We start from the raw sequence: 24,358 nt of genomic DNA on the forward strand, positions 1-24,358 counted from the left end.
GTTTGTGTCTGGCATGAAAGTAGTAGGCGGCATGGACATTGAGCCGCCCAAGCGTAAACGCCGATCTAAGCGGAAACTGTCGGTGACTCAGGCCGCGTCGGATGGTTCCACGCGTGAACTGCTGGTCGCGATGCGTGACCGTGTTGCTAGGGCGGTTGAAAATCCCGATACGCCAGCAAGGGACTTGGCGGCATTGACGAAGCGGCTGATGGATATTGCTCGGGAGATTAAGGCGATCGACACTCAAGACAACGCGGAGGCTGGGGGTCGTATTGACACACGTGACGAGGAGTTCGACCCCTCTACTATCTGAAGCGGCTAAAGAACTGCATGTGCCCAGTGGGATTAAGTCCACTGGGTTTTCTGCTGTCAGGGCGCAGTGCGAACGGCTGGGTGTCACGTTTGATACGTGGCAGGACGGTTTGGGCAGTTTGATTTTGGCGAAGCGTCGGGGCGGCTTGTATGCGGCTGGCGTGGGCGGCGTGGTCATGAGCATCCCACGCCAGACGGGCAAAACCTACACGGTTGGGTGGATAGCGTTCGCCTTGTGCATGTTGCAGGCTGGTTTGACGGTGATTTGGACGGCGCACAGGACGAGGACGGCGAATGAGACGTTCCAGTCGATGCGGTCAATGAGCCGCAAACCTAAAGTGGCCGCATATGTGAGTGCGGTGCGTGCGGCGAACGGCGAGCAGGCCGTCCTGTTCAAGAACGGATCACGAATCCTGTTTGGCGCGCGCGAATCCGGGTTCGGTCGAGGCTTCGCGAAGGTCGACATGCTGGTGCTTGACGAGGCGCAAATCCTGACCGAGAACGCCATGAGCGACATGGTTCCTGCGACGAACGCGGCACCAAACGGGCTCGTACTGCTGATGGGAACCCCGCCCAGGCCGAAGGATCCGGGTGAAGTGTTCGAGGCCAGGCGCGCCGACGCGCTAGGCGGTGACAAGGACACGCTGTATGTGGAGTTCGGCGCGGACGATGGGACTGACCCAGCGTTGTGGCAGGGCAGCAAGCTGGACTGGGGTCAGATAGCGAAAGCCAACCCGTCTTTTCCGCACCGCACGAGCAAAACAGCTGTGTTGCGTATGAAGAAGCTGCTCGGGTCGGTGGATAATTTCCGGCGCGAAGCCCTCGGACTGTGGGACGGTAAAAACGTCCAGACTGCGATCAACGCAGGCCGGTGGGGTGAACTGGAAATCCCTGCGGCCGCTGTCCCAGCCGGGTTGAAGTGGTGCGCGGCCGTCAGGTTCAGTATTGACGGCGCAACGGTGGGTGTGGCCAGGGCTGGCAGGGAGCGCGGCAGGTCGCAGCAGGTTCACGTCGAGCTTGCTACCCGTCAGGGTGTGCGCACCATGGGCGACGGCGTGCAGTGGATCGTGGACTACCTGTTGGAGTACCAGGACAGGTGGGCGCAGATCGTTGTCGATGGGAAGAGCGGCGCGGCAGACCTCATCGACCGGCTCAGAGCTAACGGTGTCCCGTCCCGCGTGATCTGGACGCCCACAGTGAACGACGTGATCAGTGCGCATTCGATGATGGACGCGGCAATCAAAGACGGCACGGTTTCGCACTTGAAAGATGATGAGCTGGCGAGCGAGGTGGGTGTGATCGTGCGCAGGAAGATCGGCAACGCGGGCGGCTTCGGGTGGGCAGCGCCCGAAGGAGCGACGGCAGCCGGGATGGACGCGGTCACACTGGCGCACTGGGCAGCCAGAACCACCAGACGCAGACCGAAAGCAGTGACAGGCGGGAAAGGAGTGATCATCCTATGAGCGCACCGGTGTTTGAGGAACTGACAGGCAGCGAGCAGGCCATGCTCACCGCCATGTGGAACCAGATCCAGTCCAAGGCATTCAAGAATGATCTCCTCGACGCGTACTACGACGGACACAGGGCTTTTCAGGATTTGGGGATCAGTATTCCTCCGCAGATGCGGCAGGTGCGCGTCGCCCTGGGCTGGCCACAAAAAGCCGTCAGCATGCTCGCACGCAAACACAAATTCGAAGGCTTCACACTCGACGGCTCCCTCGACCCATTCGACCTAGGCGAAACACTAGAACGCTCAGCGTTCACATCCGAACTCGCAATGGGAATCAGCGCAGCCTACAAACAAGCCTGCTCCTTCCTCACCATCCTGCCCGGCGACACGCAGGCCGGCGAGCCCGAAGTAATGGTGCAGGCACGCTCAGCCAGATGGACAACCGGCATTTTCGACACCAGGACGCGCGTGCTGCGCGCGGCGCTCGCAGTGACCAGCACGCGCAGCGAGCCAACAGACGTGAAGTATGTTTTCACTTCGGTTCCGACTGGGTTTGTCCTGTATTTTCCTGATTCGATTGTGCAGGCGTCGCGTGAGAGTGGCGTGTGGCGCATGGCGCGGATGGCGAACAGGACGGGGCGCGTACTGGTGGAGCCTTTGGTGTATGACCCGCAGCTTGGCAGGCGTTTTGGCCGGTCGCGTATCACTCGTGAAGTACGCTACCTGACCGACGCTGCGATCCGTACGCTGGTTCGCACGGAAACGTCGGCGGAGTTCTTCTCCAGCCCGCAGCGGTGGGCGGTTGGCACTGACCCTGACGCGTTCGAGGGCGTGGACAGGTGGACAGCCACAATGGGACGCATCCTGAACCTCACACTGAACGAGGAAGGCTCGGCTCCGACTGTGGGGCAGTTCCCGCAGATGAGCATGGACCCGCACCTGTCAATGTACCGGCAGTTGGCGCAGAACATGTGCGCGGCTGTGAACCTGCCGATGAGTAGCGTGGGTATTTTCGGGGACAACCCAGCGTCGGCTGAAGCCATGCAAGCCGCCGAATACTCCCTGAGTGATGAGGCTGAGTATCAGTGGGGCATTTTCCGCCCCGCGTTGCGCAGAGTCGCTGAGGACATCGTGATGGTGCGTGACAACCTGGACGTTCCGCCTGCGGATTCGTGGAAGCTTGACGTGAACTGGACTCCCGCACGGTACGTGTCCCCGCAGGCCGCATCCGATTTCATTGTGAAGATTGCGCAGGCTATTCCCGACGCTGCTGGCACGACCGTTGGAATGCGCAGGGCAGGGTTCACGAATACAGAGATCAAGCAGATGAAAACCGAGCTGACACGCAGCGCGGCCGGAGGCGTGCTCGACCGTCTCGCCAAGCTGCCAGACGAGGCAGACCCTGAAGCATCCGAGGGGTGACGAGCAGTGGCGACACGCGAAAACTTGTCCGGCTACTCGAAGCAGACACGCAAGATCGTTCGCCTGGCACAACGCGACCTGCGCAAGTTTTTCGCACTGCTCGACCTGACACAGCCCACTGTAGTGCGTGACGCGCTGCTCGACTTCCTGCCCCAGCTGGCAGCAACCTATGGGGATATTGCGGCTGTTGCTGCTGCTGAGTGGTACGAGAACCTGCGTGGCAAAGTCGCAGGCCTGCCACCTTACGAGACCGTGCTCAGTAGTGGCGTGAAGCGTGAGGCCATTGTGGAGACCGTGCGGTGGGCTGCAGGCGGGCTGTGGGGTGATGACCCTGTGCAGGTGCGGCGCGTACTGGAGGGGTGCGTGCAAGCCTGGGTTAAGTATTCTGGCCGCGACACTGTGGCCAGGAACGTTGAGCTCGATCCGGCCAAACCGCGCTACGCCAGGGTTCCTCGCGGCTCCCGCACGTGCGCGTGGTGCGCCATGCTCGCATCCAGAGGCTTCGTGTACCGCACGAAAGAGACAGCCGGCTTCGTCGAAGGCACCTTCCACAATGACTGCGACTGCGAGATCGTCCCATCGTTTGAAGCCACAAGCGCTCACATCACCGGCTACGACCCGGACACGCTGTATGCGCAGTACAAGGCGGCGCGGATAATTGCTGAGGATGAGGGACTTGATCCCAATAACGCAAACCATGTTGTTATGGTTATGAGGCATAAATTCCAGAATACTTTTAAAGACAGCATTGAAACGCGTCGCTCTGGCAAAGAGCGTCCGGCTAAAGCAATTAAGGGTGCATCGAAAGATGGCACCATGCAAGTTTCTCAGATGGTCGAGCTTCGACGCAGGGCTCGATCGCGACTTGATGACATGGCGATTCCTGAAACCCCTCGTCACAGGCTCCCTCCCGCAGTACCTACAGAGCCGCCTGACGATTGGCCCGAAGATCTCCCATTGCTGCGGGCTAAAGAATGGAATCATATCCTCTACGGTGACCTTAATAATCAGGGCGGACACGAGTACGGGTATGGATGGCTCAACGATAAAACGGAATTTCCGGAGGATTGGACTGAAAACGAAATAGCTCAAGCAATCCGAGCCGTTTTACGTAAAGGACAATTAAGCGAGGGAAAACGAAATCTGTATGTAGGCACTTGGAACGGGGAAACTATATATGTTGCATTTTCTGTAAAGAAAGGCATCACGCGCGTAACTACCGCCTACAGAGGGTTGGAATAATGGTAGATTAGCGTTATGGACGATTTTGCCAAACTTGCGTCAGGGCTTTTTGCTCTGGTTGACTCTGTCAGAGGCCAAAATGACCCTGATTCAAGAGAGCTTCAGGCATTGTATGAGGTTGATGGCTCAGCAGCATGTCAGGCAGCTTCAGATGTCCTGTGCAACCATGATACGAAGTTGTCAGATGAGCTGTATGAACTATTTAAGAAGTTTGGCGGCCCACGTGACTACTTGGAAGAAGAGTTTCTGGAGCTTCAAGAGATTTACTTCCGCAAGTAGGTAAGAAGCGAACCTTTCGCCCATTTTGCCCCGCATTGGTCTTTGCCATGCGGGGTTTTGTTATGCCCACTTGTGGCGCTCCGTAAACAGCCCGGAGAACATTGGCTGGATCAAACAAGGCTGACGAGCCATAAACGGGAAGAAAGGAACAGACCATGTCTGATTCAACCGCAAGCATCAACACTGGTGCCAACGGGGCAGAAAACACAGGCGGATTCAAGCCGGTCACCAGTCAGGAAGACCTCGACCGGATCATTGAAAACCGCCTGGTGAGAGAGCGCAGGAAGTTCGCTGACTACGACCAGCTCAAAGAGCAGGCAGGCAAGCTGAGCGGCCTGCAGGCCAAGCTTGAAGAGGCTGAAGCTAAGGTCAGTGAGTTCAAGGAGCGTGACCAGATCGAACAGTGGAAACATGACGTCGCGAAAGAAACCGGGGTCCCGGTAAGCGTTTTGCGTGGTTCCACGCTCGACGACATTAAGGCTCACGCACAGTCTCTCAAAGAAGTCATCTCTAGTCGCCCTGTCGCGCCAGTCGTGCGAGGCCAAGGCGACCAACCATCATCTTCAGTTTCTAATGGTCAGCGGCTCGTGCGCGAATTGTTTGGCCGCGACTAAAAATCAGGAAGGAGCCAGTCATGGCTGTTTTTTCTACAACCGACGCTAAGGTTCTTATGCCGCGCGAAATCGCTGACGGCATGGTGAAGGAGGCTCGCTCGACCAGCCTCGTCGCACAACTGTCCACCCGCTCCCCCATGCGTTTCGGCTCGCAGGACGTCATTGTGTTCAATGATTTCCCGAAGGCCGAGTTCGTGGAAGAGGGCGCGGAGAAGAATTCGACTGGTGGCGGGTTCACTTCTGTGAGCGTGGCACCGCACAAGGCGCAGGTCACCCTGCGATTCAACGAGGAGGTCCAGTGGGCTGATGAGGACTATCAGCTGGGCGTAATCAGCGAGCTGGCTGACGCTGGTCAGGTCGCACTGTCCAGGGCGCTCGACCTCGGTATTTTCCACCGCATCAACCCCTTGACCGGTAACGCTGTCTCCTCGTGGAGCAACTACATCACGGCGACCACGAAAAAGGTTCAAGGCGATAAGGCTGATGCGGATGATGATTTCCGTGCGGCAGCGGGCCTCCTCATCAATGCTGCTCCCTCGTGGGGCGTGAATGGCGTGGCAATGGACCCCAAGTTCGCGTGGAAGCTCGCCAGCCTCAAGGTCAAGGATGGTGCTGGTGAGACCTCTCAGTTGCGTTACCCGCAGCTCGGATTCGGAACCAACGTCACAAGCTTCATGGGCGTGAATGTCGCCCAGGGCAACACGGTTTCCGGTGTGCCTGAAGCTAAGGACACTAAGGTTCGCGCGATTCTCGGTGATTTCCAGAACGGCATTCGTTGGGGTGTGCAGCGTGAGCTGCCGATCGAGCTGATCCGCTTCGGTGACCCTGATGGTCAGGGTGACCTGAAGCGCAGGAACCAGATCGCTCTGCGCTTGGAGATTGTGTACGGCTGGTACGCGTTCACCGAGCGTTTCGCAATCGTGACCGAGAAGGCCGGTTCCGGTGAGGCTGCGTGATCGCGTGACCGGCGTGCTGGTGGACGTGGACGAGGAGACGGCAAAAACTCTGGGCAGTGATTTCGTGCCGGAGAAACCGGTTCCCGCCCGCAAAACGGCGGCGCGTCGAGCTAAGAAAGAGGGATAAGCATGGAGGAGCAGGGCGAAGAAGCGTTTGCAACGGTTGCTGATCTGGAGGCGCGGTGGCGTGGCCTGTCCGAACAGGAGCAGGCACGAGCCAAGGTCCTGCTCCTCGATGCTGCCGACCTGATCCGCACCACCACCAGACGGTGGCGTGAGCTGCCTGAGTCCACGCTGAAACGCGTTTCCTGCCAGGTTGTGCGCCGAGCAATGGGCAGCGACAGCATTCCCGGAGGAGACGTGTCCAGCATGATGACCACCGCAGGACCATACTCGCAGCAGTTCTCCTACTCCAACCCCCAAGGCGACCTGTACCTGACGAAAGCCGAGCGCAAGAGCCTCGGTGTTGGTGTCGGCAGGGCGTTCGAGGTGGACCTGCTGGCAGGTGATTCTCATGATCACAGGTGAAACAGTCACGGTCCTTTCCCGGGAATCTGCTGGCGTGGACGAGCTGGGAATGCCGGTCAACCAGTGGGGAGCGGAACAGGCAGTTGAAGACGTTCTGGTTGCACCGGGACGGCTGGAAGATGCGGACGGACACTTGCGTGGTGAGGGCGACCTCGTCACGTATGTCTTGCATTTTCCGAAGTCTTTCACTGGGAGCTTGCGCAATAAACGCGTCAGGGTGCGCGGTGAGGAATTCACTGTTGTTGGTGACCCGAAGCCGTACACGCTGGCGAACACTCCCGGCAGGTGGAATATGCCTGTTCGTGTTCAGACAGTGGAGGGGTGAGCCGTGGGGAAAGTCAAACTGTTCATTAAGTTCGATAACCTCGCTGCCACCACTCAGCCGCTTGTGGAGGACACGACCAGCAGGATCGCGAGTGCGGCTGGTGACGGCTATGTGGGGTCAGTGATCTGGACAGACCGGCCCCACGGTGCTGTCAGGGCCACGACGTATAAGTCCAGGCGCGACAACTACCTGAATAACACGCTGTTGAAAGCTGCGGGTGAGTGTCGTGTCTCCTGAAGTGTTCGTTATCAGTTTCCTCAACCGTAAGACCGTTACCGGCCAGACCAAGGCGCGTGCTTACGGGGACGTGCCGGAGAAGCGTCCTGACCGGTTCATCACGGTGGAGCGGGTGGGCGGTGTGCGTGGCCTGCACATGGATCACCCACTGTTGGCGGTTCAGGCGTGGGCGGGGAGCCGGGCGCAAGCCATGATCCTTGCCGACCAGCTAGCCGCACTATTCACGTCTGTTCTCCCTCTCGAAAAAAGTGTCGCGTCGAGCACGGTTTCCAGTTTGTACAACTTTCCGGACCCGCTTTCGCGCGCGGCACGCTACCAACTCACTCTCAATCTCATTCTCATGAACTCCTGAAAGGAATACGAAAAATGGCGGGAAATAATACGCAGCTGGTTTCTGCTGGCAAGCCGCTGGTGAGCGGTGCTCTCAACGCGGCACCGATCGGCACGACGGCACCCACCGGCACGACAAGCGAGCTGGACGCGAAGTTCGTCAAGCTTGGCTACGTGTCCGAGGAGGGGCTGACCAACGCGGTCGAGGCTGACTCTGAGGGCGTGAAAGCGTGGGGCGGGGCGACTGTCCTGACTATTCGCACCTCGCGCGATGAGACTTTCGCATGGACGTTCATTCAGGCGATGGATCCTGATGTGCTCAAAGAGGTCTATGGGGAAGCGAATGTCACTGCCGCTTCGGGTGGCGAGATTTCGGTTAAGCATAATGATCTGGAACTCTCACCGCGCGTGTGGGTCTTCGAGATTCTCCTGACTGGTGGCCGCATGAAGCGAATCGTCGTGCCGTCCGGCACGATCACCGAGGTGGGCGACGTTGTGTACAAGGACGGTGACCCGATCGGATACGAGGTCACCATGCACGCTGCTCCCGACGCGGAAGGCAACACGGCGTACGAGTACATTTCGTCCGCTAAGTAGGTAGGACTTGGGTGGGAGCGTTTCTGGCCCCTGCACGTTCCCACCCAACCATCGGAAAAAACCGGTGAGGCACAGGGAAGTTACCAGCAGGGGCCGCCAAAACAACCAAAAGGGGCTTATTGTGGCGAAAAAGAAAATCACAGCAGCAGGAATCCAAGTCACCATCGACACGGACGTTTTCGACGATTACGAGCTGCTGGCAGACATGGCGGACGTGCAGGACGGCAACCCTCTGAAAGCGGTGAGCCTGATCCGTCGCGTCCTGGGCGACAAGCACGACGAAGTGATCGAGAAGCTGCGTGACGCTAAGGGCCGCGTGCCGATCGACACGGTCGTAAGCCTTTTGACCGATGTGATGACTGCGGCAGCCCCAAACTCCTCACGCTCGCAGGAATCAGCCAAGTAGCACCCTGCGAGCTTTCCGCAGACTTCAAACGATTCTTCAACGTGGACGATTGGTGCTCGCTTCCGATGCGGAGGGCTGCCGACTGGGCTGTGGTGATGATCCGCCAGCCTGAATCCTGGACACACCGCAGGCTCGCTACGGATTGGCAGTGGGGTCTTTTGGGGAATCAGTTGTTGGCCGCTGGGGTAGATCAGTTGGCGGTTGCGAACTGGCAGCGCTCACAAGACGGGCAGAAGAACAGGAACAAGCCTCGCCCGATTCCGCGCCCAGGTGTCGACGAGTACGACAAGAAGCGTGAAACCGTGTCGGTGAGCATGGACCGTTTCGATATGGAATTACAGAAAGTAAAGGAGGCCGCGAACGATGGCTAGTGGCGTTGAACTAGGGACCGCTTGGATTAACGTTGCGCCGTCGTTTCGCGGCTTCCGCCAGGCGCTCAATAAAGAGCTGAGTGGCCTGAAGGTTACTCCCCATGCTGACGCGTGGGCGAGCACGATTGACAGTAAGATCGGCGGGGCGTTCCGCGCTGTGGGTAAGACTGCTGCGGTGGCTTTCGCCGCTGTGGGTGGGACGCTTGCTGCTGGTTTGAATGCTGGCATTAAGCGCGCTGACATCCTGTCGCAGTTCCCTAAGCAGATGAAGAACATGGGGTACTCGGCAGCGGAGGCGCGCGCGGCGATTGAGAAGATGAGTGACAAACTCATCGGCCTACCCACCAGTGTTGACGCTTTGGCGGGTGTGACCCAGAAGTTCGCACCGCTCACGCGTAGCTTGTCGGAGGCCACGGACTTGTCGCTCGCGTTGAATAACGCTGTGTTGGCGGGCGGCAAGAGCATGGATATCCAGACGAACGCGCTGGAGCAGTATTCGCAGATGCTTGCGGTCGGCAAGGTCGACATGCAAGCGTGGCGAAGTATGGTCACGGCGATGCCTGGACAGATGGATCAGCTCTCGCAGTCTATTCTCGGTGTCGGTCACAATTCGATGGACTTGTATGAGGCCATGAAGTCCGGTGAGGTCACTTTTGATGACTTCAACAAGGCGCTTCTTGACCTGAATGAGAACGGGCTGGCGGGGTATGCGTCTTTCTCGCAGCAGGCGATTGACGCGACCGCTGGCATCTCGACCGCGCTACAGAACGTCAAAACAGCGCTTGCTCGTGGTAAAGCCAAAATCATTGACGCCATCGGGTACGAGGACATCGTCAAGGTTATTAACGGTTTCGGTAGGGAAATCGGTAAGGCTCACGATAAGGTCGCCACTTTCATCAGCGCGGTGAAAGACGCGGACACCACTGGCAAGAGCTTGCAGGATCGTCTGGGTGAAATGGCCGCTGGGTTCGGCCTGCTGGCTGGTGCTATCGCCGTGGGCTCCAAGTGGGAGTTTATTTCGGGCCTGATCAGTCAGGTTGATGGTCTTAAAGGCAGTTTCAGTGTTTTTGATAGCTTACCGAAGCGTGTGGGAGCCTCTTTCAGTGCGGTCAAAAAGCACGCGTCCACGCTGAAAAATGCTTTGCCGTCCATTGGTAGCGCCCTGTCTTCCCTACGCGTGCCTAAAGGCTTTGACACGTCCGCGTTGAGCGGGCTTGGCAGTGGGATTAATAAAGAGCTCGGCAGCATCAACCTGTCGAGTGGTGTGAGCACTGCGAAGAGTCGGATCAGTCAGGCTATCGGCGGGCTCGCACAGCACACTGGAGGATTATCGTCCAAGCTGGCTGACGCGTGGGTGCCGGTCAAGAACGCGGTGATGCGTGGCGGTGCGACCCTCTCCATCGGTTTCGAGGCCGCGACAACCTCGCTGAGCTCGAAGGTCGATAGTGTTGTGTCTTCGCTGCGTGGGCCGCTTGGCCGCGTGAGCGGGGCGTTCAGGCAGGTTGCTCCTCAAGTGTCCTCTGCTCTGGCTCCTTTGGCTCCTGCCGTGCAGTCAGGAATGGGGAAAGTGGGCGGAGCATTGCAGGGCGCTACCAGCGGCCTGTTTTCGTCGATGGCTTCGTTTTTCAGCCCCGGCCGCTTCCTGAAGCTTTTCGCTTTCGGCGCTATTTTCGCTGGTTTGATTGCTGGTATCGGCGCGTTCGCCTCGCAGGCGGGTGGGGAACTCACCACGGTTATTGCGGATATTACTGGGAAGATTCCCGGCATGCTCGCACAGGCCACCACGGCTATGACTACGACGATCCCGCAGTTCTTCAATGCCGGTGTGGAGCTGGTGCTGGCGGTCGGTCAGGCAATAGTGGCAGCGCTTCCCGGCCTCGTGCAGGCGGCCGGGCAGATGATCACCACGCTGGTGAGCGGGCTGGCAGGCGCTGCCCCGCAGCTGCTAAGCATGGCGGCGCAGATGATCGCCACTCTGGTGAGCGGTATTGGCGCGGAACTGCCCGGAATGGTGGCTGCTGGCGTGGAACTGTTGGCCTCGCTCGCGGATGGCTTGGCGTCGAATATTGGGCTGCTGGTGGGCGCTGCTGGTGACCTGATCGGCGGCCTGGTCAACGCTCTCACCTCGAACATGGGGGATTTTGTCACGGCTGGCATGTCGATCTTGCAGGGGTTGGCGGATGGTTTGCTTTCCGCGCTACCACAACTAGCCACTGCAGTGCCGCAGATTATCACGCAGATCGCCATGGCTCTGACAACCGCGTTGCCACAATTGTGGAATACCGGCGTGCAGATCCTGACTGGTCTGATTGACGGTATTGTGCAGGCTTTGCCTCAGCTTGCCGCCATGCTGCCGCAAGTGATCACGACGATCATGACAACGATCACGACGCTGCTGCCGCAGCTGCTGCAGGCAGGGATCACGCTGCTGCAATCACTCATTCAGGGGATTGTGCAGGCGATTCCGATCATTATCCCGGCTATCTTGCAGGTCATCACGGGGATCATTAGTTCGATCGTGTCCATGCTGCCGATGATCATTGAAAGCGGCCTGCAAATATTGATGAGTCTGATTGACGGGTTGGTGCAGGCGATACCGCAATTAGCGGCGATGATCCCGCAGATCATCACTACCATCGTCATGGTTCTGGCTCAGAACCTGCCAGCGATCATTGACGCGGCAATACAAATCATTGTCGGCCTGATTACCGGTTTGACGAACGCGTTGCCGCAGTTGATTGCAATGGTCCCGCAGATCATTATCTCGATCGTCACGGCACTCATTCAGAACCTGCCGCAGATTCTCTCAGCAGGCGTGCAGATTATCACGTCTCTGATCAGGGGTATTGTCTCCATGTTCGGGTCGATTATTTCTACGGCGGCTGGCATTCCCGGCAAAGTGCTACAAGGGTTGGGCAATGTTGGCTCCATGCTGTGGAATAGTGGCGCGTCGATCGTGAGCGGCTTCCTAGGCGGTATTAAATCCGCGTGGGGAAATGTGACCAGCTGGGTGAGCGGCGCGCTGTCCAAGGTGCGTAACCTGTTCCCGTTCTCCCCCGCTAAGGAAGGCCCCTTCTCCGGTAAGGGCTGGGTGTTGTATTCCGGTCAGTCCATCGGTAAAGCCTTCGCCCAAGGCATTCAAGACAATGCGTGGATGGCGAAGCGTGCTGCTTTCGGAGTGCTGGAGGACGCGCGCAAGCAGTTGGAGTCTCCGATTAATCCGGGTTTGTCGGTCAGTGCTGCAGCGTTTGGAGCCGGGCAGCCTGCACTGGCTGCTGGCGGTGATTCGTATGTGGTGAATGTGTCGTTCCGTGCTGATGATTTGCGGCGGTATGCGGATGTGGCTGAGTTTTTTGATCGTGGGTTGCGGCCTGCGGTCAGGGATGCGATTGGGGTGGCATAAGTGGCTGTTGTGTGGGGTGGCACGTCCGGGTATTTGCAGCTGGGTATTGACGTGCTCAGTTCGCCAGGGTCGGTGGGTCCTCGTACTCAGAGTGTGACGCTGACGGTCGTGTATTACATTCGGGCTGCCGGGTACGGGCACAATTTCAGTGACACGCTGCGCATGGGCGGCAGGATTTCTGGGTCGCAGGGGTATTCGTTTTCGTCGCCTGTTGATGGGTGGACGAGTAAGGAGATCGCGCGTCGTGAGGTGACGATCCCGACGAGTACGCGCCAGCAGACGGTGACTTTTAGTGCGTCGACGGGCCCGGTGTGGAATGGTGGCACCCCGAGTGTGTCGCGGTCTCACGTGGTGGGCGCTCGCGGGTACGAGCCGCCCCGCCCGCCTCGTGATCCTTTGGCTGCGTGGCAGCGTGACGGGCTCACGAGAGTGTCGTGGTCGACTGACTATACGGGTAGGGACGGGCTGTACCCGTGGGATGGTGTGTCGATCCGCCGGTGGAAGCTCAGTGAGAAGCGCTGGGAGTACGTGGCGCGCGTCCCGTGGCACGTGAAAACGTGGGATGACGTGAACGCGCCGGTTGGCGAGCACACGGAATATGACGTGCAGGCGTATAACGATGCGGGCTGGTCGCCGATTGTGTGGGCTGGTCCGGTGAACACTCGCCCGTTGCCGCCAACGGGTGTGCGGGCGGTGAAGACCGGCAGTGATATTACCGTGTCGTGGAGCGTGCCGGATTATGCGGGCTATTTCACGGGTTTCACTGTCTACGATAACGGCGTCAAGGTGGGTGACGCTGCGGGTGATGTGCGTGAGTGGACGCACGTGTCGCCGTCTGCGACTGGCGCGCACGTGTACACGGTGTCTGCGTGGACTGCGAACGCGCCGCGTAATACTGTGACCGCCGGGCTGAAATTGGAGTCCTCGCGGTCCGCGCCGTCGAACACTGTGGCTATCTTGGCGAGGCCGTACGCACCGCAGGATTTGTCCCCGTCGGGTGTGACTGTGCCACTGGAGGACGAGGCGGCGCGATTGTCGTGGCGTCATAATCCTGCTGACGCGTCCACGCAGTCCTACTACCAGATCAGGTATAGGCAGGCTGGGGGGTCGTGGAATACCACGAGCATTACGAAGAGCAGCGGCCAGTCGTATCGGCTGGCGTTGTCTGGTGCTGGCCGTGTGGAGTGGCAGGCCCGGTCGTGGGGATCGTACAAGCCGGGCATGGAGGCCGGCGCGTCCCCGTGGAGCGCGGTCAGCGGGTTCACGGTGGAGAATCGTCCTGCTGTGAGTGTCACTGCGCCGGGGGCTGGGGTTTTTGACCGGTCCAAGCTGAGCGTGGAGTGGTCGTATTTGCAGGAGCAGGGCTCCGGGCAGGCTGGTGCGCGCATCACCGTGACCGACACGGCTGACGGGAGCGTGCTGGATACTGCTGTGGTGCAGGGTTCTGTGTCGCGCTACGCGGTGCGTCGCACCGTGCTGGACGGCCACTCATACCGTGTCACCGTGCAGGCCAGGTCTGAGAGCGGCTTGTGGTCTGACACTGCGACTGTGACTGTGCAGGTGAAATACGCTCAACCACCAGTGCCGGTGGTGTCCACGTCGTGGGATGAGCAGTCGGGGATGATGAGTGTGCAGATCATGAACCCGGCAGGCGAGCCCGAGACGGTGAGCAACACGGTGGAACGCTCGGTGGACGGCGGGAGCACGTGGGAGCTAGTTGCGGACGGCCTGCCAGTACAGGCAACTGTGACGGATAGTGAGTGCCTGAGCACCGGGACCACCCGGTACCGTGTGACGGCTACCAGCGCGCTCCCATCCTCCAGCACCGTCGTGGTGGACGCTGAGGCGGACAGTGGGGCCATGTGGATCGGTGCGGGAGCGGGCTACGCGGACGCGATCCGCCTCCCGTACAACCCGGAAGTCAGCTTCACGCCCTCCCTGCCGGGCAGGGAGACGTACCGGTTCGCGGGTAGGACGATGCGCGTAATGGTCGACGGGACGGGCGTGGACCGGTCGTGGCAGCTTGCGGCGCGCCTGATCCCCGGTGATGACACGAACTGTTCGCCTCGTGACGTGGACAGGGTCGCATTGACGCCGGGCCCGGTGTGCTACCGGAATCCTGACGGCGTGCGCATCTACGCGGCAATGGGGTCACCGACTTTGAAACGGGGTACGGGCGGCGTGTGCTGGGACATCTCGTGTGAGCTGGTGGAGGTCGAACAATGAGCGCGTGGACCACTCACCGGCAAGCCAGCATTCACGCTGACCTGCTCACGCGGCGTGACCGCCTGGTCGGCACGCTGGACGGCGTGACGGGCGGCAGCATCGAGTTCACGAGTACGACGCGGCTCAGGGGATCTGGCCAGCTCGCCCTGCGTGACACGGGGCAGAAAATAGACTGGCTGTCCGATCGCGTCAGGCTGTCATACACGCTGTCTACCGGCGAGACGCTGCCTTTGGGCGTGTGGCTCTTGTCCGCGCCGACAGTCACCGTGTCGGGTAGTGGGAGGTCGTGGAACGTGGACCTCCTGTCCAAGCTGACGGTGTTGGACGAGGACTGCGTGGACAGGCCGTACAGTCTGCGTGAGGGTGCGCTCGTCACCGACGCGGTGCAGCAGCTCATCACCGGTGCCGGTGAGGACCGTGTGAGTATCACGCACAGCGCGGACAGGACGACGGGCATGATGGTGTGGGACGCAGGCACGCCTGTCCTGACGATCATCAACGATCTACTCGATTCGATTAATTACTGGTCGTTGTGGGTGGACGGTAGCGGGGTTTTCCGCGTGGAGCCGTACGTGAAACCAGCGCAAAGACCAGTCACGTGGACGTTCAGTGAGGGCAGCGCGAGTATTCACCTGCCGTCGTGGAGCAGGGATCAGGATTTGACAGGCGTGCCCAACCGCGTGGTCATGGTGGGTCAGGCTGAGGGCGACAAGCCCGCGCGCACAGCTACAGCCACGAACACCAGTCCTGATTCGCCTTTCAGCTACGCTCGCAGGGGCCGGTGGGTCACGTACGTGGAGACAGGCGTGGAAGCAGCCACGCAGCAGGTCTTGGATGATTTGGCGAACCGCCGCCTCATCGACCGTTCCACGCCGTCAGCGTCGATCGAGTTTCAGCATTTGCCGGTCCCGATCGAACCCAACAGCGCGGTTGAATTCAGTTCGCAGGGCGTGAGAGCGCGCGCCGTGGTGCAGAAATGGGGCATGAGCTTGGAGCCGACAGCGCTGGCGAAGACGACGATTAGGGAGGTTGTGGACCTGTGATCGGCTTGGATTATTTGGTATCGACGATCGCGCGCCTGTCCGCGCGCGTGGATCTCACGCCCTCGTTTCAGTGGGCAACAGTCACGGCAACGAACCCGCTGCAAGTACGCCTGGACGGCATGACGGAGCCTCTGGCCGGGGCTGTGGACGCGCTGGTCATGCCGCCAGCCGGTAGGCGTGTGATGGTCATGGTGTGGAACCGGCGGGCGATCATTATGGGCGCGCTTCGTGGTCCTGATCTGCCGGAGATCCCGAAAATGCCTGACGAGATTGTGAGTACGGATTGGCGGCCGCTCACCGTGTCATCAGGGTGGAGCGCTGTGTCGGGGCACACGCCGAGGTACCGCAGGTGGGGTGACCTCGTCATCATCAGCGGAGCCGTCGAACGGCGTGTCGGTGGGTATTTGAGCAGCCTCGTGACCCTGCCGGACGCCGCATTACGCCCGGTGGGCACGCAGTTTATCGGCAGTAGTGTCACGAGCCGTGGGCAGGCGTCCGAGCTGTACATGAGCGGTGCGGGTGTGATCGCCGTGCAAGGATTCACCGCAATTGACAGCAGCCCCGGGATGTTCGTGCCCCTGTCGTGCGTGTACATGCCAGTCAAGAAATAGAGGGGGCTGTGATGGCTGATTTGACGCTGAACACGGTGAGTGAGGAAGTCCTCGCCGGGCTGCAGGAGTCCGTCCGCATGGAGCAAGAGCGCCGTGAAGCGGTTGCCCGCTCCGAGCGTGAGGCCGCGCGCCTCGCAGTGGAATACGTGCAGGCCGGGGGTATTTTCGACGCGCTGATCGCGGCCATGTGCGACGCGGTGGAAACCGCTGCCGTGGAGCGGCAGGAGAGGGAAGCCAGAGAACAGCTCGTATTGGCGAACATCCCATAAACACACGCATTACTGAGCCCGGCACAGTAACGTGACCGGGCTTTCATCATGCCCAAAAAGCAGAGAGGGGAAAACGGTGCAGCCAGACGAAAAAGAATACGACGCGCTGATGCAGCACGGTGACACGGCGACCAGCACGCCGGACGACACGGCCGAAATCGTGGAGGTGGAATACTGATGGCAACCGCACTACAGGTTCTCGCCACCGCGTCCGGCGAGGTCGGATACTGGCGTTTTGGTGACCCTCTGGAGGGCACGAAGTACGGGCGGGCATTCGCTGCCAGCCACGGCGACTACTACGGGACGAGCGGTGTCCCCTACTGCGCAATGTTCATAACATACTGCCTGCGCGCAAACGGGATTACGGACTTCGACTACGCGTACGTGCCGTACATGATCGTTGAGGCGCGCCGACGCGGCTGGCTGGTTGGTGTCACTCAGGCGCGGGCTGGGGACATTGTCTGCTTCGACTGGGATTCCGATGGCGTGGCTGACCACGTGGGCTTTTGCGAGATCCCCTACTCCTACAAGATGCAGACCATTGAGGGCAATACTGATGGCGGGCGCGTCAAGCGTCGTGTACGCGATCACTCCGTGATTATTGCCGTGATCCGTCCCAATTATTCGGGTGCGGCGCGTCCGGTGGTGCCGGCTGGGATTTTGGCTGTTGACGGCTGGTGGGGCGAGAGTACGACGCGCGCCTTGCAGCGTATTAATGGCACGCCGATCGACGGGATTATCTCCAGTCAGTATGCGCCGAACATGCAGTATTTCCCGGCCTGCGCGTGGGCTGGCAGTGGCTGGCAGTGGGAGGGAGAGAGCGCCCAGGGCAGCCAGCTGATTATCAAGCTACAGCGCGCATTCGGCGTCACACCTGACGGGATCGCGGGACCGGCTTTCGCCCGTGGGCTGCAGCAGTACTACAAGGTGAGCGTGGACGGGTATATCGGTGCCGACTCTGTGCGCGCCATGCAGCGTGCAATCAATCGTCAGCTAGGGAGGAAATGAACATGCTCGGGTTGAATCTGGATCCGTTAATATCGTGTGGCTTGGTCGGTTTTCTTTGGCCGCTGGTGCAGGCGGTTTTCGACCGCCCTGAGTGGACGGCAAACAGGCGTCGTCTGATTGTGCTGGTGGCGGGGATTCTGCTCGGGGTGCTCGTGTGGGCTGCGGGCGCTTACCCCGCGTCATGGCGCATCTTCTGCACGCAAGCCGGTGTCGTGATCGGCGCGGCTAGTGCAGCGTTCACGATCCTCAAACAGATTGGTGTGATCGACTGGGTAGGCAGGGTCACACCCGGCGGCGAAAACGCAGACAGCGCACCATACCGGCCCAAACACCTCGCCCAGGACGACAGGCCAGGTGGTCGCGTATGAGCATGACAGCCATGCCGGACACGGTCGCTGTCGCCCTGTCAGCCCCAGAAGTCGGAGCCGGACTGATCGCCCTCATCGTCGCCCTACTCGGTGGTATCACAGCCATCGTCAAGGTCATCACACGCAAATTCGAGGACCGCCTCACCGGCATCGCACACACGGCAGACGCTACGCACGAGCAGGTGGCGAATAATCACGACATGAACCTCAGAGACGATTTAGACCGCTTGTCCGGTGAGTTTCACGAGTTCTCAGGCCAAGTTATACAGCAGCTCAGCGAGATCAAAGCCTCGCTGTCGGATCAGGACAGGCAAGCGCGGGAAGCCCAGCACGAGCAGCACCAGCGCGACCAGCAAAGCGAAGAACGCGTACTGGGCATCCGTCAGGACCTGCGGTCTGCGACCGAGAACGCGACGCGCGACCGGGAGCTGCTGCACTCGAGGGTGAATGAGACGAAGCAGGAAGTCAGGGACCTCGCCAGTGAAACTAAAAAGCGGTTTACCGAGGTTGATGAGACGGTGCGGAAACTACACCCCGACATGAACAAGTAACACACGGCACGCACGTAGAGTAGCGCCACCCACGGGATGACATTTCCCGGCGGGTGGCGCTGTTCTTTTTTTGTGTGTCCTAGCGGAGGTCGGTTCATGCTCCGCGTCTTGGCTGGGGCACTGACGAGGCCAGCACGGTCATTGAACGGCCTTTTTGGCTTTCGATTCGATTCCTTTGATGGTTTCGAGATAGTCGCTCTCGACTGCTGACTGTGTCTGGACTTGATATTTACGGTATTCAGCGGTTGCCTTGTCAATCGCGTTCTGGTGACTGACTCTTCCGGCTCCTTGAAGCTGCTGCTGTCCAGTTGCCATTAGAACTTTGTCAAGATGCTCGACATAGTCGCTCATATGCATCGGACGGTGATTCATAGCCTGGACTTCGGCAAAATCGAAATAACCGGATACGAGGCGATTGAGCACCTTTAGTTCATCTTCTGTCAGGTAGTTCTTGGCAACCTTCGTTTCTGCAAGTGTGGGTTGGCTGCCTTTGAAAGTCGTCAATCCCATGAATGGTTTGGAGGCATCGGCGCGCTCGTGAACGATTTCCGCCGCTGTGTGCCCATGCGCGGCGTAATGTAACTTGTTCTGAACCATCTTGAAAAAAGCGATCGATTCCGAGCTCTTAGGATCGTAGTCGACACTCGTAGCGTACAGGTCTAGTACTTGCCGGTACATGACTTTCTCAGACGAGCGGATATCGCGGATCCGTTCGAGAAGCTCACGCCAGTATGATCCGCCACCAAGACCCTTGAGTCGCTCATCATCCAGGGTGAAACCCTTGACGAGGTATTCTTTCAGCTTCTCGGTCGCCCACCGCCTAAACTGCGTAGCAGTCTTTGATTTGACCCGGTAGCCCAAGGAAATAATCATGTCGAGGTTGTAGTGAGGTAGTGACCTTTCTACGCTACGGCTTCCCTCACGGCGAACCTGTCGGAAATCCCGACAGGTTGTCTCCTCATCGAGTTCGCCCTCGGCATAGATGTTCCCGATGTGCTCAACGATGTTAGACCTTGAGCTTTGGAAAAGGTCTGCCATCTGCTGTTGCGTGAGCCAAACTGTCTCGCCTTCGAGTCTGACCGTGATACTTTTGGTACCCTCGGAACTCTGATAAATAAGCATCTGTCCGTTTGGCTCATCGGCGCGGCTATTGTCCTTTGCGGTCATGATGCTCCCTCCTCATGAGTACTGAACGGATAATGAGTGGCTTATAGTCACCCAACAACAAACGCCTCATACTACGTCGACTACTAATCATAATTAAAGAGTCAGAGTGCTCCCTCCCGAAACGAAACAGGCCACCCCCTCAAAGAGGCCTGTGCCCCGGTGGGCAGCGTCTTGTTCTTCTATTTGGTTCTGGTGCGGTTGCCTCGGCCTGGCCGGTTCCGGTTCCATTGGTCGATTGTTTCGGGTAGCCATCCGAAGGTTGGGCGTGGCCCTGATCCGATGATGACATCGGGTTCAGGGATTTTGTAGCGCGCTAGGGTGCCTGTTTTGACGCCGATACGTTGAGCGAACTCCGAGCGTGATAGGTAGCGTTTAGGCACTGTTTTTCCTTGCGCGCACAACAAGAGCTATCGCGGCGATCAGCGCGCCGATGGTTGCGAGCACAGCGCCTGCAATTGCTAGGGCTTGGTGTCCGCCGATGAATGCGAGTGCTGCCAGTATGTAAGCCAGCAGGACGTATGGGTATGTTTTGTTTTTCATTCCTCGTGTGGTGAAATGGAGCTGGATGGCTCTCGAAGGTACGTCGTTTACTTTCGGGAGCCGATCCTTTTACCGTTTCCTCCGTTTGTCTCGGGCTTTAATGGCTCGGATGAGGGATGCTGTAGCGTTGATGATCGCTGCGATCCCGAAGAGGATTCCGGCAATTCCGGCTAGCTCCATTTCTTTTTCCTCCTTCCATACCCCTATTATACATAGCTACATATGTATGTGTCAAGCGGGATCCGCCCACTCATCCAACTTTTCAACCATCCTTTCCTCACGCAGGCACGCGATTCTCTTATGCGCGCGGTTTCACACGATGATCTGGCTATTCATCATGGTGGTAAGTGCTTGGTCGCGTTCTGCGGTCGCGTGCTGATACCTCAAAGCCACCTCCACATCACTATGGCCGCCACGGTGCAGGAGTTCAGCGAGCGTTGCGCCTTGTTGCGCGTAAATGGTCAGTCCAGTGTGGCGCAGGTCGTGGAACTTGAACCACGGTATCCCTGCTGACGCGCGCGCCCGGTTCCACGCTCCTCTGAGCGTATTCGGATGCACAGGCATACTCAGGTCGCCCTCCCTGTGGAACACCAGCCCGCCCGCGCTTGGTGCTGCCCACTCGTCCAGGTGCGCCTGTATGACCGGCACGAGTGACGCTGGGATGCTGATTGCGCGTCTGCCTGTCTCACTCTTCGGAGGCACCACCACAGGGCCACGACCCGCAAGGTACTGTATTTGCCGCTCCACACGCACCACAGGCGAGCTGGTCAGCATGAAGTCTTTGCGCCTGAGCCCAATGATCTCACCCTCCCTGAGCGCGCACCACGCAGCCAACAGGACAGTCAACCTCAGGCTTGGTGGCATCGCGTCGGCGCACGCCAGCACCTCTGCTGGTGTTGCCACTTGACGCTGTGGGTCTGCGACTGGCTTGTGCTGCTGCCCTCCCTGCACGCGGCACGGCGATTGTGTGAGCTTCCCAGCCTTGACTGCTGCTCCCAGGCACGACGAGAGCGTCATGTACAAGGGCCGCGTCACGCCTTGGCCGCGCACTCGCATCGACTGGTCGTACCAGTCCTGCACACTGTCAGGCGTGATGAGCACTATGGGAGTGCTCCCGAACACCTCCCTGAGCTGCCTGACCCTGTACGTGTATGTCTGGATAGTCTTTTCAGCCCTGCCAATACTCTCCAACGACGCGAGCCAGCGCTCCGACCAGTCGGTGAACGTCAACGCTGCGGCCTGCTCAGCCTCCAGCCGTGACACGCGTTCCTGCTTCTGCTCTTCCTCGCTCTGCCACGTGCCGGTAGCGATACTGGCCTGCACTGTGGCGAGCCACTGCTCAGCCTGACGCTTGCGCTCAAAAGTGATCGGCGCGTTGTGCCGCTCACCATCGGGGCCACGGTAGGACGCTTGGAACCTGCCGGACGGCAGTTTGCGAATGTTTCCAAATCCTCGACGCTTGCCCACGACCCTCTCCTCACTGTTGCACGAAGTCTGGCGTGCAACTTGTCGTGCAACCCACGTGCAACACGAAACCAACAAACACCACTATAAACCACAAACAACCACACAACTACGGATAGGGAGTATTCCGCACTATTGCAACGAAAAACCCCGCCACCTCAACGAGGCAGCGGGGCAAAAGTGGAGATGGGGGGAATCGAACCCCCGTCCGACAGCCGCCCCCGAGGTCTTCTCCGGGTGCAGTTTGCCAAAAGATTTTCGACCCGCCTCTACTGACAAACCAGATGAGGCAAGCTTAGTCAGCTAAGTGTTGACGACCGCCCACTGACAAGGCGCCCATCCAGTGGCTCCCGAAACGACGCCAGGATCCGGGCTGGGAGCATCACCCGGGCTGACGGACTAAAGGCTCTCAAGCCGCAATATCAGGCGGCGAGAACGTAGTCGGTGCGATTCTGTTCGGCACCTATTGGTTTGCACGCATCGTTGACGAGATGAGCATGCGTCCTCGACCCGCTTCCCCTCGATTGACGACCACCGTCGAAACCGATCATCCCCTATGTAATTCACAAACCCGTCGCTGTGCCACTTTCGCAGCGTCACCAGCGCCGGACATCAAAGTATAGCGAGCAGTCGGTACACTTTCAATATCCAGTTGAAACCAGCAAGGCCGGCCACCCTCGTCAGTGACGAGCCTGCTTCACGTAGCGCCGCATCGCACGCTCCGCCTCACGCTTATCCTGAGCCTCGCGCAACGCCTGACGCTTGTCCCACTCCTGCTTGCCCTGGGCAAGCGCAATCTCAACCTTGACGCGCCCGCGCACAAAATACAGTTCCAACGGCACAATCGTCATACCTTTGGCCTGGCTGCGCTGTTCCAGACGTGCAATCTCATCACGATGCAGCAGGAGCTTGCGCTTACGGGTCGGCGTGTGATTGTTCCAGGAACCCTGCGAATACATGGGAATATTCGCCTGATAGAGCCACGCTTCCCCATCGCGCGCTTCCACCCACGCATCAACCAGCGACGCGCGTCCCATCCGCAGCGCCTTGACCTCGGTCCCGGACAGGACAAGACCGGCCTCAAACGACTCATCTATCGAATAGTCATGCAGCGCCTTCTTGTTGCGTGCAATCATCTTCTTCGCGTCAGAATCTTCCTTGCGCTTCTGCGCCTCGCTCAGTTTCGGTTTCTTCCAGTCCTTCGGCATGTCCCCTCCTCCCAGGATTGACGAGGGTACCCTCCAGCACCGCTCACTCAGCAGCCACCCATTCTACAGGAAATCGGTCGGATCAACGTCCACACCGTCCTGCATCAACGACAGGTGCAGGTGACATCCGGTCGCATACCCCGTCGCACCGGTATATCCCACAACGGTCGAACGGTCCACGTGAGCACCCACCGGCACAGCGAAACTCGACAGGTGCACGTGCGCAGAAACCCACGAATGACCGTTAATCATGCCGTGGTTGATGTACAGCACGTTGCCGCCGGCCGTCTCCTGCTGAGCAGCCACCACCGTCCCCGGAGCAATCGGATACTGGGGAGAACCACACGGAGCAGCAAAGTCAGTTCCGTTGTGATACCTGTCCACACCCAGAATCGGGTGGTGACGCCACCCAAAGGGAGAAGTGATCTGCAGCGGAATATGCAGCGGAGAGGTGAACATGGATCCAGCAGGCGCGAAGTTGCCTGACGTGGCTGCCTGCTGAGCTGCTGCGGCGCGGTTAGCGGCATCGATCTCAGCAAGTTTGGCACTCATCGCGTCAAATTCTTCCTGCCACTTGGTCAACTGGCTCTGAGCCGTCTTCTTCTGGCTCTCCCATTCTTTCTTCTTCTGATCGCGATCCGACTTCATCGCCGTCAATTCGCTCAGATGTTTATCGGCTTCTTCCTTGGAGGTGCGCGCCTGCTCGGATGCCTGGCGTGCTGTCTGTTCAAGGTTTGCGATCCGCTCCGTGACAGCTTCCTGACGCTGCGCCTGGTTTTCCTGGCGAGCCTTCAACGCCAGAGCCTCATTGAGCGCACGGGTGTGCGAACGCGTCAACGTGTCAGCCGCAGCTGCACGATCCCCGATTTCTCCCGTCCCCTGCGAGGTCAGAGCCAGCAGTTCTGGGCTGGACATGTCGCCGCGATACATTTCACGGGCGAGGGCACCGATCGCCTGGTTGGCTTCGTCTTGCTGCTTTTCAGCTTCATCAATTTCCCGAGCGATACGGCTCTGCTCAGCTTCAGCACTGTCGAGCTGGTCAAGCGCCAACTGGTGCTGGCGGTCAGCCGCCTCGAACGCCTGCTGCGCTGACTTCAACTGAGCTTCAGCCCCCGGGATCTGACCGTTGAGACGTTCCAGATCCACATACACCTGCGCCAGTGACGAATCAATTCCCTCAAGCTGACTGGTCAGCTCATCAATATGCTGAGCCGAGTCCGCCTGCTTGCGAGCCACCGAGTCGCGATCATCATCACCGTCAGCTGCGGGCATCAGCACTGCAGGTGATGGCGCGGCCTGCGCTGGGGCTGCCAACGCGTCGCCATCAGCGCGGCCGGCGATGCCTAGAGCACTGATAAACGCAACCGTTGTTCCCACAGCGAGGGCGGCACGGCGGCGGCGCCCTCGAACCTGACGAACCTGACTCATCGC

General features: G+C 59.3%; 28 protein-coding genes and 1 other RNA gene. 23 read left to right on the forward strand and 6 right to left on the reverse strand.

Going from position 1 to position 24,358, the window contains the following annotated elements:
* Positions 1 to 4 precede the first annotated feature (4 nt).
* The 23 genes from BN3002_RS00545 to BN3002_RS00650 all read left to right on the forward strand — a co-directional run bounded on the left by BN3002_RS00545 (position 5) and on the right by BN3002_RS00650 (position 18,548).
* Positions 5 to 313 (forward strand): hypothetical protein, encoded by a 309-nt coding sequence (locus tag BN3002_RS00545; RefSeq protein WP_257525351.1) that lies wholly within the window; start codon positions 5 to 7, stop codon positions 311 to 313.
* Complete coding sequence (locus BN3002_RS00550) at positions 282 to 1,775, forward strand: terminase large subunit domain-containing protein (protein WP_074026131.1); 1,494 nt, start codon at positions 282 to 284, stop codon at positions 1,773 to 1,775. The genes BN3002_RS00545 and BN3002_RS00550 overlap by 32 nt, the downstream gene beginning before the upstream one ends.
* A complete protein-coding gene (locus BN3002_RS00555) occupies positions 1,772 to 3,184 on the forward strand; it encodes a phage portal protein (RefSeq protein ID WP_058236114.1) in 1,413 nt (470 codons plus the stop codon). Before BN3002_RS00550 ends, BN3002_RS00555 begins: the two co-directional genes overlap by 4 nt.
* Positions 3,185 to 3,190: 6 nt before the next feature.
* A complete protein-coding gene (locus BN3002_RS00560; RefSeq protein WP_058236115.1) occupies positions 3,191 to 4,426 on the forward strand; it encodes a VG15 protein in 1,236 nt (411 codons plus the stop codon).
* Between the two features lie 15 nt (positions 4,427 to 4,441).
* The gene (locus BN3002_RS00565; protein WP_058236116.1) at positions 4,442 to 4,705 is read left to right on the forward strand and encodes a hypothetical protein; all 264 of its coding nucleotides are present in this window, start codon (positions 4,442 to 4,444) and stop codon (positions 4,703 to 4,705) included.
* 155 nt (positions 4,706 to 4,860) lie between these two features.
* Entirely contained in the window at positions 4,861 to 5,319 is a 459-nt protein-coding gene (locus tag BN3002_RS00570; protein ID WP_058236117.1) for a hypothetical protein, read from the forward strand.
* Between the two features lie 20 nt (positions 5,320 to 5,339).
* Positions 5,340 to 6,275 (forward strand): phage major capsid family protein, encoded by a 936-nt coding sequence (locus tag BN3002_RS00575; protein ID WP_058236118.1) that lies wholly within the window; start codon positions 5,340 to 5,342, stop codon positions 6,273 to 6,275.
* Positions 6,262 to 6,402, forward strand: a complete 141-nt coding sequence (locus BN3002_RS11065; RefSeq protein ID WP_157843493.1) for a DUF7302 family protein — start codon at positions 6,262 to 6,264, stop codon at positions 6,400 to 6,402. The genes BN3002_RS00575 and BN3002_RS11065 overlap by 14 nt, the downstream gene beginning before the upstream one ends.
* Before the next feature lie 2 nt (positions 6,403 to 6,404).
* A complete protein-coding gene (locus tag BN3002_RS00580; protein ID WP_058236119.1) occupies positions 6,405 to 6,803 on the forward strand; it encodes a Gp19/Gp15/Gp42 family protein in 399 nt (132 codons plus the stop codon).
* The gene (locus BN3002_RS00585; RefSeq protein ID WP_058236120.1) at positions 6,790 to 7,128 is read left to right on the forward strand and encodes a hypothetical protein; all 339 of its coding nucleotides are present in this window, start codon (positions 6,790 to 6,792) and stop codon (positions 7,126 to 7,128) included. The genes BN3002_RS00580 and BN3002_RS00585 overlap by 14 nt, the downstream gene beginning before the upstream one ends.
* Before the next feature lie 3 nt (positions 7,129 to 7,131).
* On the forward strand, positions 7,132 to 7,365 hold the full coding sequence (locus BN3002_RS00590; protein WP_058236121.1) for a hypothetical protein: 234 nt from the start codon (positions 7,132 to 7,134) through the stop codon (positions 7,363 to 7,365).
* The gene (locus tag BN3002_RS00595; protein ID WP_154955677.1) at positions 7,355 to 7,717 is read left to right on the forward strand and encodes a hypothetical protein; all 363 of its coding nucleotides are present in this window, start codon (positions 7,355 to 7,357) and stop codon (positions 7,715 to 7,717) included. The genes BN3002_RS00590 and BN3002_RS00595 overlap by 11 nt, the downstream gene beginning before the upstream one ends.
* A 14-nt stretch (positions 7,718 to 7,731) precedes the next feature.
* Entirely contained in the window at positions 7,732 to 8,292 is a 561-nt protein-coding gene (locus BN3002_RS00600) for a phage tail tube protein (protein ID WP_058236123.1), read from the forward strand.
* Positions 8,293 to 8,413: 121 nt separating this feature from the next.
* The gene (locus BN3002_RS00605) at positions 8,414 to 8,698 is read left to right on the forward strand and encodes a hypothetical protein (RefSeq protein ID WP_058236124.1); all 285 of its coding nucleotides are present in this window, start codon (positions 8,414 to 8,416) and stop codon (positions 8,696 to 8,698) included.
* 41 nt (positions 8,699 to 8,739) lie between these two features.
* Entirely contained in the window at positions 8,740 to 9,069 is a 330-nt protein-coding gene (locus BN3002_RS00610; RefSeq protein ID WP_154955678.1) for a DUF5361 domain-containing protein, read from the forward strand.
* Positions 9,062 to 12,472, forward strand: a complete 3,411-nt coding sequence (locus tag BN3002_RS00615) for a tape measure protein (protein ID WP_058236126.1) — start codon at positions 9,062 to 9,064, stop codon at positions 12,470 to 12,472. The genes BN3002_RS00610 and BN3002_RS00615 overlap by 8 nt, the downstream gene beginning before the upstream one ends.
* On the forward strand, positions 12,473 to 14,698 hold the full coding sequence (locus tag BN3002_RS00620) for a fibronectin type III domain-containing protein (protein WP_058236127.1): 2,226 nt from the start codon (positions 12,473 to 12,475) through the stop codon (positions 14,696 to 14,698).
* Positions 14,695 to 15,741 carry a hypothetical protein gene (locus BN3002_RS00625; protein WP_058236128.1) on the forward strand — a complete coding sequence of 349 codons (1,047 nt, stop codon included), beginning with the start codon at positions 14,695 to 14,697 and terminating at the stop codon, positions 15,739 to 15,741. The genes BN3002_RS00620 and BN3002_RS00625 overlap by 4 nt, the downstream gene beginning before the upstream one ends.
* Complete coding sequence (locus tag BN3002_RS00630; RefSeq protein WP_058236129.1) at positions 15,738 to 16,352, forward strand: hypothetical protein; 615 nt, start codon at positions 15,738 to 15,740, stop codon at positions 16,350 to 16,352. The genes BN3002_RS00625 and BN3002_RS00630 overlap by 4 nt, the downstream gene beginning before the upstream one ends.
* Before the next feature lie 11 nt (positions 16,353 to 16,363).
* Entirely contained in the window at positions 16,364 to 16,621 is a 258-nt protein-coding gene (locus BN3002_RS00635) for a hypothetical protein (RefSeq protein WP_058236130.1), read from the forward strand.
* Between the two features lie 177 nt (positions 16,622 to 16,798).
* A complete protein-coding gene (locus BN3002_RS00640; RefSeq protein ID WP_058236131.1) occupies positions 16,799 to 17,629 on the forward strand; it encodes a CHAP domain-containing protein in 831 nt (276 codons plus the stop codon).
* A 2-nt stretch (positions 17,630 to 17,631) separates the two neighbouring features.
* Positions 17,632 to 17,997, forward strand: a complete 366-nt coding sequence (locus tag BN3002_RS00645; protein ID WP_058236132.1) for a hypothetical protein — start codon at positions 17,632 to 17,634, stop codon at positions 17,995 to 17,997.
* A complete protein-coding gene (locus BN3002_RS00650; protein WP_058236133.1) occupies positions 17,994 to 18,548 on the forward strand; it encodes a DUF2746 domain-containing protein in 555 nt (184 codons plus the stop codon). Before BN3002_RS00645 ends, BN3002_RS00650 begins: the two co-directional genes overlap by 4 nt.
* Before the next feature lie 138 nt (positions 18,549 to 18,686).
* Here BN3002_RS00650 and BN3002_RS00655 read toward each other — a convergent pair whose 3' ends face one another.
* The 6 genes from BN3002_RS00655 to BN3002_RS00670 form a co-directional block, all read right to left on the reverse strand.
* Positions 18,687 to 19,715, reverse strand: coding sequence for a virulence RhuM family protein (locus tag BN3002_RS00655; protein WP_058236134.1), 1,029 nt, complete (start codon positions 19,713 to 19,715; stop codon positions 18,687 to 18,689).
* A 372-nt stretch (positions 19,716 to 20,087) separates the two neighbouring features.
* A complete protein-coding gene (locus BN3002_RS11070; protein ID WP_157843494.1) occupies positions 20,088 to 20,255 on the reverse strand; it encodes a hypothetical protein in 168 nt (55 codons plus the stop codon).
* A gap of 312 nt (positions 20,256 to 20,567) precedes the next feature.
* Positions 20,568 to 21,722, reverse strand: a complete 1,155-nt coding sequence (locus BN3002_RS00660) for a tyrosine-type recombinase/integrase (RefSeq protein ID WP_058236135.1) — start codon at positions 21,720 to 21,722, stop codon at positions 20,568 to 20,570.
* Between the two features lie 175 nt (positions 21,723 to 21,897).
* Positions 21,898 to 22,274, reverse strand: a transfer-messenger RNA (tmRNA) gene (gene ssrA / locus BN3002_RS10680).
* Positions 22,275 to 22,399: 125 nt separating this feature from the next.
* Complete coding sequence (gene smpB / locus BN3002_RS00665; protein ID WP_058236136.1) at positions 22,400 to 22,927, reverse strand: SsrA-binding protein SmpB; 528 nt, start codon at positions 22,925 to 22,927, stop codon at positions 22,400 to 22,402.
* A 63-nt stretch (positions 22,928 to 22,990) separates the two neighbouring features.
* Entirely contained in the window at positions 22,991 to 24,355 is a 1,365-nt protein-coding gene (locus tag BN3002_RS00670; protein ID WP_058236137.1) for a peptidoglycan DD-metalloendopeptidase family protein, read from the reverse strand.
* Positions 24,356 to 24,358: the final 3 nt, after the last annotated feature.

It is taken from the genome of Actinomyces ihuae, from assembly GCF_001457875.1.
Lineage (GTDB): Bacteria > Actinomycetota > Actinomycetes > Actinomycetales > Actinomycetaceae > Pauljensenia > Pauljensenia radingae_A.

What these genes read in the sequence shown, in the direction of transcription:
- BN3002_RS00555 (WP_058236114.1), top strand. Translation starts at nt 1,772, where the DNA reads ATGAGCGCACCGGTGTTTGAGGAACTGACAGGCAGCGAGCAGGCCATG.
- BN3002_RS00565 (WP_058236116.1), top strand. Translation starts at nt 4,442, where the DNA reads ATGGACGATTTTGCCAAACTTGCGTCAGGGCTTTTTGCTCTGGTTGAC.
- BN3002_RS00570 (WP_058236117.1), top strand. Translation starts at nt 4,861, where the DNA reads ATGTCTGATTCAACCGCAAGCATCAACACTGGTGCCAACGGGGCAGAA.
- BN3002_RS00575 (WP_058236118.1), top strand. Translation starts at nt 5,340, where the DNA reads ATGGCTGTTTTTTCTACAACCGACGCTAAGGTTCTTATGCCGCGCGAA.
- BN3002_RS00580 (WP_058236119.1), top strand. Translation starts at nt 6,405, where the DNA reads ATGGAGGAGCAGGGCGAAGAAGCGTTTGCAACGGTTGCTGATCTGGAG.
- BN3002_RS00585 (WP_058236120.1), top strand. Translation starts at nt 6,790, where the DNA reads ATGATCACAGGTGAAACAGTCACGGTCCTTTCCCGGGAATCTGCTGGC.
- BN3002_RS00600 (WP_058236123.1), top strand. Translation starts at nt 7,732, where the DNA reads ATGGCGGGAAATAATACGCAGCTGGTTTCTGCTGGCAAGCCGCTGGTG.
- BN3002_RS00615 (WP_058236126.1), top strand. Translation starts at nt 9,062, where the DNA reads ATGGCTAGTGGCGTTGAACTAGGGACCGCTTGGATTAACGTTGCGCCG.
- BN3002_RS00625 (WP_058236128.1), top strand. Translation starts at nt 14,695, where the DNA reads ATGAGCGCGTGGACCACTCACCGGCAAGCCAGCATTCACGCTGACCTG.
- BN3002_RS00635 (WP_058236130.1), top strand. Translation starts at nt 16,364, where the DNA reads ATGGCTGATTTGACGCTGAACACGGTGAGTGAGGAAGTCCTCGCCGGG.
- BN3002_RS00640 (WP_058236131.1), top strand. Translation starts at nt 16,799, where the DNA reads ATGGCAACCGCACTACAGGTTCTCGCCACCGCGTCCGGCGAGGTCGGA.
- BN3002_RS00645 (WP_058236132.1), top strand. Translation starts at nt 17,632, where the DNA reads ATGCTCGGGTTGAATCTGGATCCGTTAATATCGTGTGGCTTGGTCGGT.
- BN3002_RS00650 (WP_058236133.1), top strand. Translation starts at nt 17,994, where the DNA reads ATGAGCATGACAGCCATGCCGGACACGGTCGCTGTCGCCCTGTCAGCC.
- BN3002_RS00655 (WP_058236134.1), bottom strand. Translation starts at nt 19,715, where the DNA reads ATGACCGCAAAGGACAATAGCCGCGCCGATGAGCCAAACGGACAGATG.
- BN3002_RS11070 (WP_157843494.1), bottom strand. Translation starts at nt 20,255, where the DNA reads ATGAAAAACAAAACATACCCATACGTCCTGCTGGCTTACATACTGGCA.
- smpB (WP_058236136.1), bottom strand. Translation starts at nt 22,927, where the DNA reads ATGCCGAAGGACTGGAAGAAACCGAAACTGAGCGAGGCGCAGAAGCGC.
- BN3002_RS00670 (WP_058236137.1), bottom strand. Translation starts at nt 24,355, where the DNA reads ATGAGTCAGGTTCGTCAGGTTCGAGGGCGCCGCCGCCGTGCCGCCCTC.